General features: G+C 62.4%; 17 protein-coding genes. All 17 read left to right on the top strand.

From position 1 onward, the window contains the following. The first annotated feature begins 40 nt into the window (after positions 1-40). On the top strand, positions 41-1,033 hold the full coding sequence (locus MF134_RS00090) for a helix-turn-helix transcriptional regulator (protein ID WP_255337355.1): 993 nt from the start codon (positions 41-43) through the stop codon (positions 1,031-1,033). 58 nt (positions 1,034-1,091) lie between these two features. Beyond that, complete coding sequence (locus MF134_RS00085; protein ID WP_255337354.1) at positions 1,092-1,871, top strand: alpha/beta hydrolase; 780 nt, start codon at positions 1,092-1,094, stop codon at positions 1,869-1,871. 114 nt (positions 1,872-1,985) lie between these two features. Beyond that, positions 1,986-2,963, top strand: coding sequence for a siderophore ABC transporter substrate-binding protein (locus MF134_RS00080; protein ID WP_255337353.1), 978 nt, complete (start codon positions 1,986-1,988; stop codon positions 2,961-2,963). 52 nt (positions 2,964-3,015) lie between these two features. Beyond that, complete coding sequence (locus tag MF134_RS00075) at positions 3,016-4,113, top strand: ABC transporter permease (RefSeq protein ID WP_255337352.1); 1,098 nt, start codon at positions 3,016-3,018, stop codon at positions 4,111-4,113. Between the two features lie 85 nt (positions 4,114-4,198). Continuing rightward, a complete protein-coding gene (locus tag MF134_RS00070; protein WP_255337990.1) occupies positions 4,199-5,131 on the top strand; it encodes an iron chelate uptake ABC transporter family permease subunit in 933 nt (310 codons plus the stop codon). Beyond that, the gene (locus MF134_RS00065) at positions 5,128-5,886 is read left to right on the top strand and encodes an iron ABC transporter ATP-binding protein (protein ID WP_255337351.1); all 759 of its coding nucleotides are present in this window, start codon (positions 5,128-5,130) and stop codon (positions 5,884-5,886) included. Before MF134_RS00070 ends, MF134_RS00065 begins: the two co-directional genes overlap by 4 nt. A 212-nt stretch (positions 5,887-6,098) precedes the next feature. Next, entirely contained in the window at positions 6,099-7,898 is a 1,800-nt protein-coding gene (locus MF134_RS00060) for a DUF6538 domain-containing protein (RefSeq protein ID WP_255337350.1), read from the top strand. A gap of 51 nt (positions 7,899-7,949) precedes the next feature. Further along, on the top strand, positions 7,950-8,588 hold the full coding sequence (locus tag MF134_RS00055) for a hypothetical protein (protein ID WP_255337349.1): 639 nt from the start codon (positions 7,950-7,952) through the stop codon (positions 8,586-8,588). An 88-nt stretch (positions 8,589-8,676) separates the two neighbouring features. Continuing rightward, positions 8,677-9,930, top strand: coding sequence for a phage portal protein (locus tag MF134_RS00050; RefSeq protein WP_255337347.1), 1,254 nt, complete (start codon positions 8,677-8,679; stop codon positions 9,928-9,930). Beyond that, positions 9,917-10,270 carry a gene transfer agent family protein gene (locus tag MF134_RS00045; RefSeq protein WP_255337346.1) on the top strand — a complete coding sequence of 118 codons (354 nt, stop codon included), beginning with the start codon at positions 9,917-9,919 and terminating at the stop codon, positions 10,268-10,270. Before MF134_RS00050 ends, MF134_RS00045 begins: the two co-directional genes overlap by 14 nt. Beyond that, positions 10,267-10,782, top strand: coding sequence for an HK97 family phage prohead protease (locus tag MF134_RS24165; RefSeq protein ID WP_457589920.1), 516 nt, complete (start codon positions 10,267-10,269; stop codon positions 10,780-10,782). Before MF134_RS00045 ends, MF134_RS24165 begins: the two co-directional genes overlap by 4 nt. Positions 10,783-10,784: 2 nt before the next feature. Next, positions 10,785-11,933 carry a phage major capsid protein gene (locus MF134_RS00035; protein WP_255337345.1) on the top strand — a complete coding sequence of 383 codons (1,149 nt, stop codon included), beginning with the start codon at positions 10,785-10,787 and terminating at the stop codon, positions 11,931-11,933. Between the two features lie 93 nt (positions 11,934-12,026). Continuing rightward, a complete protein-coding gene (locus MF134_RS00030) occupies positions 12,027-12,401 on the top strand; it encodes a phage tail protein (protein WP_255337344.1) in 375 nt (124 codons plus the stop codon). Positions 12,402-12,403: 2 nt separating this feature from the next. Beyond that, positions 12,404-12,985 carry a phage tail assembly chaperone gene (locus tag MF134_RS00025; protein ID WP_255337343.1) on the top strand — a complete coding sequence of 194 codons (582 nt, stop codon included), beginning with the start codon at positions 12,404-12,406 and terminating at the stop codon, positions 12,983-12,985. Between the two features lie 689 nt (positions 12,986-13,674). Beyond that, positions 13,675-14,040: a phage tail protein gene (locus tag MF134_RS00015; RefSeq protein ID WP_255337341.1), complete on the top strand. Its 366-nt coding sequence runs from the start codon at positions 13,675-13,677 to the stop codon at positions 14,038-14,040. 14 nt (positions 14,041-14,054) lie between these two features. After that, on the top strand, positions 14,055-14,249 hold the full coding sequence (locus MF134_RS00010) for a hypothetical protein (protein ID WP_255337340.1): 195 nt from the start codon (positions 14,055-14,057) through the stop codon (positions 14,247-14,249). Positions 14,250-14,253: 4 nt separating this feature from the next. Continuing rightward, entirely contained in the window at positions 14,254-14,565 is a 312-nt protein-coding gene (locus tag MF134_RS00005; RefSeq protein WP_255337339.1) for a hypothetical protein, read from the top strand. Positions 14,566-14,809 lie beyond the last annotated feature (244 nt).

Genomic DNA, 14,809 nt, shown 5'->3' with positions numbered 1-14,809 from the left:
GCCACAGCGGTGTTCTCGCCGCATATCGAACGAGGTCAGGATGGGCGTGGCATTCGACAAGGGCGAGGAGACGATCGCGGCGAGCCGCCTTGCCGACGCTTCGGCAATCGTTGGCGACCGCTTCGCCTGGCGCCGCGGCGGCGCTGAGGAAGACGGCCTCGCTCTCAAGGGTCGTTATCGCCTCCTCGAACTGAGGCCAGGCCTCGTCCTGCATTCGTCCGAAACGGTCGAACTCGTCGACCTCGACACCCGCCTCGAACAAAAGCCGGGCGTGACCTTCTATCTCTTCCTCAAGGGCGTGGTGCGCGCGACCATCGACGGACGCCCGGTCATGCCGGAAAGCGAAGGCGACGGCGACACCGTGCGCGCAGCCATGATGGTTCGAACCCGCCCGACGGCTTTTGCCCGGCGCTCCCGCCGCGGCGAGCATCTGCGCAAGGTGAACGTGACGGCGTCCCACGAATGGCTTGCCGAATGCCGGCTCGCCGACCCCCAGAACGTCCCCGCTATTGCCGAGTTCTGCCGAATCCATCTCGCCCGCCACGCCTGGCGCCCGAGCGCCAGCATGGTGGCCATCGGCGAGCAGATCCTGCGACCGCCCTCCTACGAGCCGGCCCTGCAAAGGCTCTATCTCGAAAGCCGCGCGATCGAGCTGATCGCCGAGGGACTGTCGCAACTTCAATCCAGAGAGGCCTGCTGGGCAGCGGGCCATGTGGGCTCGCGGGATCATCACCGGATGCGCCGGGTCGAAGACTATCTGCACGAGGTGAAGACGCCCTCGCCGTCCCTCGACGAGATTGCAGCCGCGACCGGCCTCAGCGTCAGCACGTTGCAGCGCCTGTTCCACGCGGTCCATGGCATGAGCGCCTTCGACTACATCCGCCGTCGCAATCTCAATCTCGCCCGCAGCGCGATCGAACAGGAAGGGCTGTCCATCGCCGAGGCCGCGCATCTCGCTGGTTACACGAGCGCGGCGAACTTCTCGACCGCCTTCAAGCGCCATTTCGGTATTTCGCCGGGAAGCGTGCGGTAACGTCTGGCGAAGTATCCGCTTTGAAAAACGCGACGGGCGATCCCAGAGGCAGGCGAGAATGTGGGAAGAACACGGGTTGAGCTTTGCCGGTCGACCCTACCGGGTCTTCCTGCAGACGATCGGCCAGGAACCGCCTGCGGGCTGGCCGGTGAAACTGGTTCTCGATGGCGATCAGGTCTTTAAGCGGGCGAGCGAGATCGCGCGCGGTGAAGGTGTGTCGCAGCTCCTCGTTGGAATCGGGCTTCCCGAACCTGACGCTTCGGCGCGCATTGCCCGTCGTTATTTCGAAATGACCGACCGGGCGCCGGCGAGCGCCATTCCGCTCCGGCCGGGCACGCCTTCGCCGGAGACCGGGGGCGAGCGGCTGTTTGCCGGATTCATGCGCTCGAGACTTCTGCCCTGGCTGCACGAGGAGATGCGGTTGGACAGAAGCGACATTGCACTATTCGGCCACTCGCTTGCTGGCCTTTTTACCCTGCGCTCCTTCTTGCGCGCCGATCTGCCGGTGACGCGGTTCTTCGCGGTCGACCCTTCGGTATGGTGGAATCGCCATCGCATCATGGCCGAACTCGACGAATCGATCGGCCACCGCCGTCTCGTGCCGTCCGACGACGTCCGGCAGGTGACGATCCTGACCGCCGGTCGACGCCTTCGAGGTGACCTTTCGCTTCGCGAGTCCGAGCGTCTTGCTGACCTTCGCGGCGGCCCGAACGGCGAGAGCTTTGCCCTTTCCCTCTTCCAAGCCGGTCACCGCTTCGTCCGGACCGAGGAATGGCCGGACGAATCGCACGGCTCGATCATCGCTCCGGCGCTGCGACGATTCCTTCACGTGCCATGACGGCAAAAGCTTCGAACGCCCCCTTTTCGTTTCGCCGGACTATTTATTGACATTGCCGGTCAACTATTGCGATTTCCGCGACGCGCATCGCCGCCATGTCAGAAAGGACCGATCATGACCGGATTTTCCCAAGCCCTTCGCCTGGCCACCCCGCGCAAGGTCCTGATGTCTTTAGCGCTCGCAGCCGCCTCGACATTCAGTGTCGGCGGTCTGACGCAGGCAGAAGCGGCGGGCGAGGAAACGGTGAGCATCGAGACTGCCAGGGGGCAGTCCAACGTTCCGCATGATCCCCAGACGGTCGTGGTCTACGATCTTGCGACCCTCGACACGCTCGACGCCCTCGGCATCGAAGTCGCAGCGGCACCATCGGCACCCTACCCTGACTATCTTGCGAAATATGCCGCCGACGATGTTGAAAAGGTGGGCACGCTCTTCGAGGCAGATCTCGAAGCGGTCGCGGCCCTCGGCCCGGATCTGATCGTTACCGGCGGCCGTTCGTCGAGCCAGACGGAGGCGTTGTCGCAGATTGCCCCGACTATCGACATGACCGTCGACGAGGCGGAGTATTACGATTCCGCCCTCGCCCGTGCGCGCGCGATCGGCAAGATCTTCGACAAGGAGGAGGAAGTCGATCGCAAGATCGCGACCCTCGAACGCTCGATCGCGGAACTGAACGAAAAGGCCGGCACCATGGGCACGGGGCTGATTGTGCTGACCACCGGCAACCGGATGAGCGCCTTCGGTCCAGGTTCCCGCTTCGGGCTCCTTCACGGCGCCTTTGGCGTCACCCCGGCCGATACCGGCCTCGACATCGCGAACCACGGCGAAGCGGTCTCCTTCGAGTATATTGCCAAGATCGATCCGGACTGGCTCTTCGTCCTCGATCGGGACGCCGCGATCGGCCAAGGGGCCGCGGCCTCGATGCTGGAAAACGAATTGGTCGCGCAGACCAAGGCCTGGAAGGCCGATCAGGTGGTCTATCTCGATTCGGCGACATGGTACCTCTCCGGCTCGGGCCTCACCGCCATGCAGCGGAATGTCGATCAGATCGCCGATGCCTTCGCCAAGGCAGGCGAAAACGTCGGTCAGTGACGGCAAAAAGCCGGTCAACGCATTCCCCGAGACACGAGCCGCGCCTCATCCCATGGTCGAACGCCATCATGCCGGTGAAAGCCCCACGGCAGCGCTTCCGCGCGAGCCGGCAGCCCGAGCCGCCCCTGAACCGGATCGCCCCGTTGCGCGCGATGGCCATCCGGGTTCGCCGTCCCGGCGGAACGGACAGAAGCTCCTGAGCCTCGGCCTTCTGACCCTCGCGGTGCTCTTCGTGATCAGCCTATTCGTCGGGGTCGGCGATCTCTCCGTTCGCACCCTTCTTGCCGGGACATGGGACGCGGAAACCATGCGGCTGATGCTCGTCAGCCGCATTCCCCGGTCGGCCGCGGCAGTCCTTGCCGGTGCGAGTCTCGCCGTGGCGGGGCTTCTGATGCAGATGCTCTCCTCCAACCGCTTCGTCGAACCCTCCACGGTCGGCACGACCGAAGCGGCGGCGCTGGGCATGGTGGTGATCACGATCTTCGCCCCGGACGCGTCGATCCTCGCCAAGATGCTCTTTGCCGCCAGTTTCGCGCTCCTCGGGACCCTGCTTTTCCTCGTCCTGATCCGCCGGTTGCGATCGAAGAGCAGCCTTCTCGTCCCGCTGGTGGGATTGATCCTCGCCGGCATCATCGAGTCGACGGCCTATTTCGTCGCCTATCGAAACGACCTCCTGCAGTCGCTCGGCGCCTGGAGCCGGGGCGACTTCTCGATGATCCTCCAGGGACGCTACGAACTTCTGTGGATCGGCCTTGCCCTTGCGGCGATCGCCCTCTTTGCCGCCGACCGTTTCACCCTGGCCGGTCTCGGCCGCGACATCAGCGTCACCCTCGGCATTGCCTATGAGCGGATCGTCGCGCTCGGCCTCGTCATTGTCTCGCTGATCGCAGCGCTGACGGTCGTCACCGTCGGCGAGATCCCCTTTGTCGGGCTCGTGGTTCCCAATCTCGTCACCATGGCGATGGGCGACAACGGCCGGCGCATCGTCCCGGTCGTCGCGATCTGCGGTGCCGGTCTCGTTCTCGCTTGCGACATCATCGGTCGGCTCGTGCGATTCCCTTATGAGATTTCGGTCGGGGCGATCATGGGTGTCGCGGGCTCGCTCCTCTTCCTCATCCTTCTTTCCCGAGGGAGGCCGGCCCGTGGCTGACGTTGCCAAGCCGGCGAACGGCGAGACGCTTCGTGACCGCGAACATCGATCCGGCCGCCGAGTCGCCTGGCCTACCTCCCGGCAGATGCTGGCGCTCCTGGCGATTCTGGCGCTCGCCAGCTGCCTTGTCTTCATGACGGTCGGCGTCAGGGGAAACTGGGGCTTCGTTCTTCAACTTCGCGCGCCGAAACTCCTCGCGATGATCGTCGTCGGCCACGCCATCGCGCTGTCGACCGTCACGCTGCAGACGCTGGCTGGAAACCGCATTCTCGCGCCCTCGATCATGGGGTTCGACTCTCTCTACATCCTGATCCAGACGCTGATGGTGTTCCTGGCCGGCACGGCCCTCGCGATGGCGATCGATCCGATCGCCCTGTTCATCGCAGAGACCGCGGTGATGGTCCTTTTCGCGCTGACGCTCTACGGCAAGCTCCTCGGCGGCGCGACGCGCGATCTCCACCGCCTGCTCCTCGTCGGCGTCATTCTCGGCGTGTTTTTCCGCTCCACCGCCAGCTTTCTCCAGCGACTGCTCGACCCGAACGCCTTCCTCGTCCTGCAGGATACCTTCTATGCGAGTTTCAACACGGTGCGGAGCGATCTCCTCCTCATTGCCGCCGTGCTGATCGGTATCGTCACCGCGATCTTCTGGCGGCTCGTGCCGCAATTCGACGTATTGAGCCTGGGACGCGACACCGCGACCTCGCTCGGCGTCGACTCCACCCGTCTCACCCGTATCAGCCTCGGCCTGATCGCCGTCCTCGTTTCAGTTTCCGTGGCCCTGGTCGGGCCTTTGACCTTCTTCGGCCTTCTGGTCGCGAGCCTCGCGGTCGTCCTGGTAGGCTCGCGCCGTCATGCCGAGACGATCCTTGCCGCTTCGCTGATCGCCGTGATCTGTCTCGTCGGCGGACAGACGGTCCTCGAGCGCGTCTTTCAGTTCGACACGGCGCTTGGGATCGTCATCGAGTTCTTCGGCGGCATCGCCTTCATCGCCATCATTCTCAAGCGCGGGTTCACATGATCGAAGCGGCAGCCCTGACCAAGCTCTACGGCAAGGCCCGCGTCGTCGACGAGGCATCGCTGACCCTTGCCTCGCCGGGCGTCACCGCGATCATCGGGCCGAACGGCGCCGGCAAATCGACGCTCCTGTCGATGATCGCACGCCTGCTTCCGATCGATGGGGGACGTGCCCTTATCGACGGCCTGGACGTGACGCGCACCAGAGGCGACGAGCTGGCAAAACGCATCTCGATCCTGAAACAAGAAAATGGCCTGATGGCGCGGCTGACGGCGCGTGACCTGATCGGCTTCGGCCGATTCCCCCATTCCAAGGGTCGCCTGACCCCGACCGACTACGAGAAGATCGAGGAGGCCCTCACCTTTCTCGATCTTCTGCCCTTCGCCGACCGCTTCCTCGACGAGATGTCGGGCGGCCAGCGCCAGCGCGCCTTCGTGGCCATGGTGCTGGCTCAGGATACCAGGGCGATTCTCCTCGACGAGCCGCTCAACAATCTCGACATGCGCCATGCGGTCGCGATGATGCGGCTCATGCGGCGAGCCGCCGACGAACTCGGCAAGATCGTCGTCGTCGTCCTCCACGACATCAACTTCGCCTGCGCTTATGCCGACCGCATCATCGCCATGCAGGGCGGGCGCATCGTCGTGGACGGCCCGGTCGAAGAGGTCGTGAGCGAGGAAACCATCGAGGCCGTGTTCGGGCTGCCTGTCATGGTTCGCGACGTCGAAGGACAGCGCACCTGCCTGTTCAGGGCCTGAAATTGCGTCTTGAAGGGGAAGTTCACGCCCTTGGGAGACGCCCAAGCCGAGAGGGGATCAACAATCGAACCAATGCACGGAAGCGTGTTGGCTGGGGAACCTGGAACATAATCCAACTATTTTTAAGCCCTTATAATCCCTATAGCTATCTGAATTCGTTGCCCTTTTCAAACGCGATTGCTACACCGGATTGCTACACCGACCCCTTCCGAATGGTCTTCAAATTGGCTCGAATTTCCTACCTCACCCGACGCGGCTCTTCCTATTATGCGCGCATGAAAGTCCCCGCCGAACTCGTTGCGGTCGTCGGCCGAAACGAACTGACGAAGGCGCTCGGCACGAAGGACGAGAACGAGGCCAAGCGGCGGCTATGGCCTGTCATTGAAGGATGGCGGACGCAACTCGACGACGTGTCGCGGCGGCGGACCCTGAGCGACGATGATCGTGCAGCGGCACCATGGGCGCACTACGAAGGCACCCTCGATCGCGACGACGCCAGTCGGGCGGCGAGGCCGACGCAAGACAAGATCGACGCGGCGACGAAATCCTTGTTTGCGAAAAAGGCCACGATCGACGGCAGCGATCCCCTCGCAATGATGGACGCTACGCTAGAGGTGATGGCGATGCACAGCGCGGGCGCGCTCGACGCTAAGCTGAGACAGGCAAAGGCTGCCGATCTCCGCAAGCACCTCGCCTCCGGCGAGCTTGCCCTTATCCGGCACGAGATCGAAGAGTTCGCCCGTAAGCATGATCTCATTATCCCGCGCGGTTCACCTGAAGAGGCGGACGTCGGCCGACGCATGATCCGTGCCGAGATCGAGGCGCTTGAGCGCACCTTCGAACGCGACCGGGGCGATTACGGCGGCACCCCGCGCGACTCGATCGTGAAGCCGGCGACGACCCAGGTTCGCGAACGCGCCAAGCCCGGCGAGACTATCCCCGAACTCTTCGAAGCCTATGCCCGCGACAACCCGAAGGGCATCACGGCGGACACGTTGAACCAAGCCCGGCGCGATATTGGCACCTTCCTCGATCTTCACGGCCGGACGCTTCCCGTTCGCCGGATCGACCGCAAGGCCATTCGAGATTGGAAGGCGCTTCTTCGCGAGTATCCGGTGAAGGCGACCGAAACGAAAGCGTTCGCCGGCATGGGCTTAGCGCAAATCATCCGGGCGAACAAGGAAGTTGGAAAGCCGGTGATCACACCGCGCACGGTTAATCGATACCTCGCGAGCATGGGCGCCTTCTGCCAATGGCTCGTCATCAACGGCTATCTCGACACGAACCCGACTGCCGACATGTCGCTCCCGAAGTCAAAGGGGCGCACAACGAGGCCATTCACGACGGAAGAGCTCCGAACCTTGTTCGCCTCGCCACTCTTCACCGGCTGCCAATCGGCGGACGAGTGGCGCTTCATCGCCAAGCCCGGCAATGTGCGGATCGACGATCATCGTTATTGGCTGCCGCTCGTCATGCTCTACAGCGGCGCGCGTCCTGCCGAAATTGCGCAGCTTGAAATTGCCGACGTGCGGCAAGAGCATGGTCATTGGATCATGCACATCACCACGGAAGGCAGCGACGACAAGAGCGTGAAAACCGAAGGGTCGATGCGCGTTGTCCCGGTCCACTCCGAACTCGTTCGGCTTGGCTTCATCGCCTATCGAGAACGGATGGCCACGCAAGGCCACACCCGGCTTTTCCCAGAAGCGAAGCGCAACAGCCGAGGCCAGATGATCGCGGAGTTCTCACGCGAATTCGGGCGCTACCTTGGACGCATTGGTTTGAAGGAAGGGCGCGGCCTCTCGCTCTATTCGTTTCGCCATGGCGTTGCCGACGCGCTACGTCTCGCCGGGCATCTTGACGACGAATTCGGCTTCATTCTTGGACATGTGAAAGGCAGCATGACGGGGCGCTATGGGCAACTGCCGCAGGGGCTGCTTGAACAGCGGGTCGCGCTCGTCGAGAGCATCGCTTACCTTGGGCTTGATTTGAATCATCTAATGCCAGTCTAAAACAAACAGGAAGCGATAGAACAGTAGATATTGCGGTAAAGGACAATCATTTTGACGAATGGAAGCGCCTCAAAATGGATGGAAGACCGAGGTGGCGTATTAAATGCATCGTCGGCGATTAATGAGGCGCTGGGGATTGCCATGATGAGATGGCAGCACGTTGAGAGCAGCCTCTATGTTGTAGCGCATTGCCTAATGAGAACCGATTACGAGACAAGTTCTACTTGTTTCTTTTTGATCCGAAGTGCGGATCAAAAACTAAATCTCTGCAGCAAGCTGATTCACAACAGGTTTGGAGATGTTAAGGAGAATTGTCCCGAGTGGCGCGCTATCGCGAGAAATGTCGAGGATGCGGTAAAGGTTCGAAACGGGATGGCTCATTTTGAGCTTGGACTGATGAGAGTTTCAGATGTGAATGCAGATGAATTCGAACTGGTTCTGACTCCGCATCATCTTGACCCCGGGCGGCTGCAACGGGATGGCACGTCCAAAATGCTTTCTTCCGCTGGATTGCGCGAGAACGCTGACGGCTTTCTAGAACTCGCTAAAGAGATATTGCACTTCACCAAGAATCGGATTCCGGGCGCTGAGAGACGCATACGGCGCCTGCCACCGGTTGCTAGGGATTGGATTGATCCGCTCATGAAGCAGAGCGTGCCGGATGCAAATCAGACAGCGCCGAAAAGGTAGGAAAATTTTCATTAATTAGGATTATTTACTTGCGCACCGACTCGCGCCATGAGACAATATTGCCAAGTCAAAGAGCTTGGATTGCTTCATGCGCCTGTCCGCGATCAAAGAAAAGATTGGTAATCTTCTCGCGCCCATCGAGAGCAAAAGCATATCTACGTCCACTAACTTCTTTGGTCTAGATAGCTTTTTCACGCCAGCGACGATCTCTAACGTCGCCGTTACGGCACAATCGGCCATGCGCGTTCCTGCCGTCTCCGCTGCCGTCACCTTGATCTCGACCTCGATCGGCTCGATCCCGGCCTCGATCACTCGCACCGTCAACGGCTCCAAGGTCGAGGCCACCAATCACCCCGCCTTCCGTCTCGTCGCCAAGGCCGCAAACGATCGCGTCTCCGCCGGCAAGCTTCGTGAGCGCCTGATCTTCGATGCCCTTACGACGGGCAACGGCTACGCCTTCGCAAACCGCGTCAATGGCCGTGTGATTGAGACCGTCCGGCTCGACCCCGCGGCCGTCTCGATCCAGCTCGACCAGATGACCGGCGAGGCGATCTATCGCTCGACCGCTAACGGCGCCGTCCTCGATCCCGCCGACCTTATCCACGTCCCGGCACCCGTCACCTTCGACGGCGTCACCGGCGTCTCGCCGATCCAGCTCGCTCGCGAGGCCATCGCCCTGGCGATTGTCCTCGAACAGCGGGCCGCACGACTGTTCGGCACGTCCGCACGTCCTGCCGGCGTCATTCAGGCACCGCAGGGCGTCACGCCCGAAGCCGCAGCCAAGGCGAAAGCTTCCTGGGAAGCCTCGCACGGCGGCGCCGAAGTCTCCGGCAAGACGCCTGTCCTCTATGACGGCATGACCTTTGAGCCGCTGATCTTCTCGTCGGTCGACGCTCAGTTCATTGAGTCCCGGCGCGAACAGACGGTCGAGATCGCCCGCGCCTTCAACGTCCCGGCGACGATGCTTCAGGAGCTGCAGCACGGCACCTTCAGCAACACCGAGCAGATGGCGAGGCAATTCGTCACCTACACTCTGACGCCTTGGCTCTCGACGATTGCCGGCGAGCTTGAGCGCGCCCTTCTCTCCGACGAGGACCGCGACGATCACTCGATCGAATTCGACACCGACGCCCTTCTCGCCGTCGATACCGCGACCCGCGTCGACCGTATCCAGAAGCTCCGCAGCGCCGGCGTCCTGACGGCAAACGACGTTCGCCGCGAGGAAGGCTATCCGGCCTTGCCCGATGGCGACACGCTCGCCTCGCCTTTCACGACATCAAACACCAACGAAATCACGACTGAAACATCGTTAAACAGTGAGGCCGTCAATGACGCCGCATAAGGCCTTCTTTGGCGACAGCGAGCACGACTTCGCCCTTCAGTCCGATCAGATCGCCGAGCTTGAGCGCGTCACCGGAACCGGCATCGGCGCCTTGTGCAAGCGCGTGTTCAACCGCGACTTCCGCTTCGCCGACGTAAGCGAGACGATCCGCCTCGCTCTGATCGGCGGCGGTTTTGATCCGCAGGAAGCCGCGGCCTTGGTCAACGCCTACGTGCCCATGGCGCCCCTCGAACAGTCCATCAGCCTCGCCGTCGACATTCTGGCCGTCCTCTTCTTCGGACCCACCCAGGAAGAAGAAGTCGACATCGACATGTCCGGCGAGATCGAGGTCACGCCATGACCCAGGCCCTCGAAATCAAGGCGGCGATCACCGCCGACGATGCCGGCGAGATCACAGGCATTGCTTGGCCCTTCGGAACCGCTGATCGCGTCGGGGACATGATCGAGAAGGGCGCTTTCGCCAGTGCCATGCTCCCGGTCCCTATGCTGTTCGGCCACAACCCCAACGATCCCGTTGGCGTTTGGGATAGCGTCGAGGAAACCGACACCGGCCTTCAAGTTAAAGGGCGCCTCCTCGTCGCTGACGTGACCCGCGCTCGCGAGGTTCACGCCCTCGTCGCCTCCGGTGCCGTTGGCGGTCTCTCGATCGGTTTCAGCACGAAAAAGGCCGCACCCCCCTTGCGGCGGCGGTCGCACGATCTCCGCACTCGATCTTGTCGAAATTTCCCTTGTGACGGTCCCGGCTCATCCCGGCGCCCGGATCACGAGCCGGAAAGCCGCAGCGAACGCCATTGCGATCGCCGAGGCCATCAACCGCGCCGCTGCGGCGCTCAAGCACTGAAAAGGAAATAGGCTTGGAACTGACTCCGCAGGCGTTTTCGAACGCCATCGAACTGAAATCGGCCGAGGACGGCGGCGACGAGGACGCGAACGCGATCGTCACCAAGGCACTCGGCGACCTGTCGCAGACGGTCAATGACCGCCTCGCGGCTGCCGAGAGGAAAAGCGCCGAACGGCTGGACAAGCTCGAAGCTCGTCTGAACCGTCCGGGGGCGCCTTTCCTGTCGGCAGCCAATGAGACCGACGCCGAGATCGAGAAGAAGGCGCTCGACGCCTATCTCCGCACCGGCTCGACTGTTGAGGTTAAGACCCTGACGATCGCAGGCGGCAACGCGAATAGCGTCGTCACCCCGCCGACCGTCTCGACGACGATCCTCGAGAAGATCGCCGAACAGTCGCCGGTGCGCTCGCTCGCAACCGCCATGTCTGTCGGCGGGCCGCTCCTCCAGATCCCGCGTCTCGTCAACCGCGTCACTCCCGGCATGGTGACGGAAACTGGCGCCCGTCCCGAGTCCGAACCGTCCTTCGAACAGATCGACATCAAGACGTTCGAAATGGCCGTGACCGTCCCGGTTTCGCGTATCCTTCTGGAAGACGCGAACGTCGACCTCAACAGCTACATCGCCGCTCACATCGGCCGCGAGTTCGGCCGCAAGGAAGCCGCACAGTTCGTCGTCGGCAACGGCACGACCGAGGCCGAAGGCGTCCTGACGAGCATGGAAGTCGGCACCTTCAACGCCAGCGCGGCCGTCATCAAGGCCGACGAGCTGATCGACCTGTTTTACAGCGTCAACAGCGCATACGCCGCGCGCGGCGCCTGGCTCATGAACCGGGGCACGATGGCCGCTGTTCGCAAGCTGAAGGACACGGATGGTTCCTACCTCTGGCAGCCCTCGATTGCCGCAGGCCAGCCGGCGACCCTTCTCGGACGCCCGGTCTATGAGGCCGTCGACATGCCGTCGATCGCCGCAGGAGCCGTGCCGATCGCCTTTGGAGACTTCGCAACCGGCTACCTGATCGCCGATCGCGTCGGTTTCGAGCTGATGCGCGACGACTTCACCGGGGCCGACAACGGCATCGTGAAAATTCGGGCTCGACGCCGCGTCGGCGGCAAGGTCGTCATGGGCGAAGCCCTGACGAAGCTGAAGCTGAAGACGGCGTAAGGGGAGACAGAACCAATGCCTGCCACCCCTTCTAATCAGGCCTCTAAGCGCACCCGCTTCTATGTCGGAACGCCGTGCGCTCGTGACGCCGACATGACCACCATCGCGACCTGGACCGAAGTTCTGGACGTGATGAAGATCGACGGCGAAATCGGTGATGAAGCCGAGCTGACCAGTTACGAGGTCTATGGCGCCGACAACCGCACCCGCAAGCTCAAGGGCTCGCGGAATGCGGGCAACGTCTCGATCGGCGTTGCGCTTCTCGCTGGCGACCCAGGGCAGGACGCGATGCGCACGGCCGCGCTCGCCGACAGCCCGGTCGCCTTCAAGTGCGCACTCGCCGATGGTCGCACCGTCATGTTTCCCGCGCTTTGCATGGCGGCGAAGCGGTCTTTCAGCGACGACGTGGTCATGCTGACGTTCCCGCTTGAGCTGACGGATGACGTGACCGAGGTCGCGGCGGCCTAATCATGAACTCGCGGCTCGCATCTGAACAGATCAGGATTACGCTCGACGGCCGACCCGTCGAGCTGGTCCCCTCATTGCGGGCCGCGCTTCGCCTTGCACGGCGTTACGGCACATATGCCGACCTGATCGCCAAGCTCGCCGATGGCTCAACCGCGGCCATGGCCGACACGATCGCCGAAGGCAGCGACCTTCCTGCCGCCTACGACATGGTCAACCGCGAGATCATCGCCGGCGGCGTCATGCGCCTTGCGCTCATCATCCCGGCGCTGATCGACTTCGTGATCTCGCTCGCCGGTCCTTCGTCCGACGAGAAGGGCAACGGCAAGTCCACGGGCAAGCCGATCACCTTCGAAGCCTTTCACGAAGGGCTTTTCGAAATCGCGACCGGCTGGCTTGGCTGGACTCCGGCCGAAGCATGGGCCGCGACCCCTGGCGAGATCATCGCCGCGAATAAAGGCCGCGTTGCCATGCTCCGGGCGATCTTCGGCGGCGGCGAAGGCAACGCCGAGACCAAGGCCCATGACGAACTGTCTCTCGACGATCAGGCCCTCGCCGTCTTCGGCCGTCGCCGGAAGGGGCGGTGATCCGATGCCGATCCGCCCGCCTCGCATTTGCGGTTGTGGCCATCGCGTTCCGTCTGGCGTTCGGTGCGCCTGCCAACTCAAGGCTGATGCCGCGAGAAAGGCCCGCTTTGATCAGACCCGCCCCGCCGCGTCACAGCGCGGCTACGGCAGCAAGTGGCGCGAGGCCCGCGCCGAGTTCCTGACGAAGCACCCGACATGCACCCGCTGCGGCGCACCGGCGACCGTCGTCAATCACCGCACGCCCCACAAGGGCGACCGCAAGCTGTTTTGGTCCCGCTCAAACTGGGAAGCCGTCTGCAAGCCTTGCCACGACGGGCCGATCCAGTCCTCAGAACGAACGGACCGGCCATGACAGCAAGCCATGACCGGTCCTGGTCGTTACATCTATCGACGACGAAGTCGGTTAATTGCCAAAGCCAGAAGAGAGGCAATGGACAATATGGAAATGTCGAGGCTTATATAGATGTTTATGGTATTTTCTACTATTATGTGAGCCATATCAGCTCCTTCTTTAAGGAGCAGCGCGGCGCTTTTCACAAAGTAACTAACGGCCACTCAGGGCTAATAGTTATTTTCTATAACAAATACTTAATCGCACCTCTCTGCTCGGTTGATATTCAGCGACCAATTTCGCTGAGCCGAGACGCAATTTCGTTTCGGCCGCGTCTATATAGTAACGATAAGCAACGGTGTCAAGCTTCATGATCGCCACCTTCACCCCGCCGGACAATCCATCGCCCGGCACCACCGAGACCCACGAGCCGAAAGTGATCCGCGCCGACTTCGGCGACGGCTACACCCAGGCAGCACCCGCCGGCCTCAATTCCGATCGCGCCGAGATCGAAGCGACCTGGGAGATCCTGACGCCGCCCGAGCGTGACCAGCTCGTCGCCTTCTTCACCGAGCGCGGTGGCTTCGCGCCCTTCTATTACCGTTTCCCCTGGCACGCCGAGGCCCGAAAATGGACCGTAGAAAGATGGTCCGAAACGCTCGTCGTCGGCTCTTACCACCGCATCAACGCAACCTTCCGCGAAAGCTTCACGCTCGCCGTCTGAAAAGGAAATCCCGCATGGCCTTCACCCTCAATCAATACGCGGTCGACCGCGTCGCAAACACCGTCACGGTCTCTGGCAACGCCACCGAAGGCAACGCCTCGATCTACCTCGTCGCCAAGGTCGAGGATGGACAGAAGGAAGCCGACGCCGTCGCCGCGGCCATCGCCGATCTCGCCAAGGCTGCAAAGGCCGCGGTCGCGAACGTCTAAGACCATGCTCACCGCTCGCCAGCTCGACGCCCTCGAAGCCCGCAAGGAAAGTGACGAAGCCCTCGCTCGCGCCTTGGCCTATGCGAAGCAGAAGCGCGCCGAGGAGCGAGCCAAGATCCTGGCATTCGTCCCGAAGCACGTCCCGGCCGACATCACACGTCTGCAGTCGATCTCCTACCAAGAGATTGCCGATCGTCGCGCCGAGATCGAGGACGTTACGAAGCCGTCGAAGAAGTCGAGGGGCGAGAAGGCCGCAGGCTTGAGGCCTTCGGTCAACGCAAGACCATGGCGGTATGGGCAGCCGAGTTCGGCTTGAAGGAAGACAGCATTCGAAACCGCATCGGCAAGGGCTGGACGCTTGAACGCGCCCTGTCGACGCCCATCGCGCAAAGGGGGCGGGGGAGGGTCGAAGGTTCGCCAAAGCCCTTGGGACCGGCGAGGGACCATTCGTGCAAGATAGCGCGTAATTGAGATTTTTTTCGGAAGGAATGAATATGCGCAGCCTAGCCCTCGCTCTAACCATCGCTCTGGGAACCGCCACTCAGGCCCAAGCGGCTAGC

It is taken from the genome of Jiella marina, assembly GCF_024359545.1.
Lineage (GTDB): Bacteria > Pseudomonadota > Alphaproteobacteria > Rhizobiales > Rhizobiaceae > Jiella.
The sequence above is the reverse complement of the archived record's forward strand: the minus strand, read 5'-3'. Positions and strand labels throughout refer to the sequence as shown.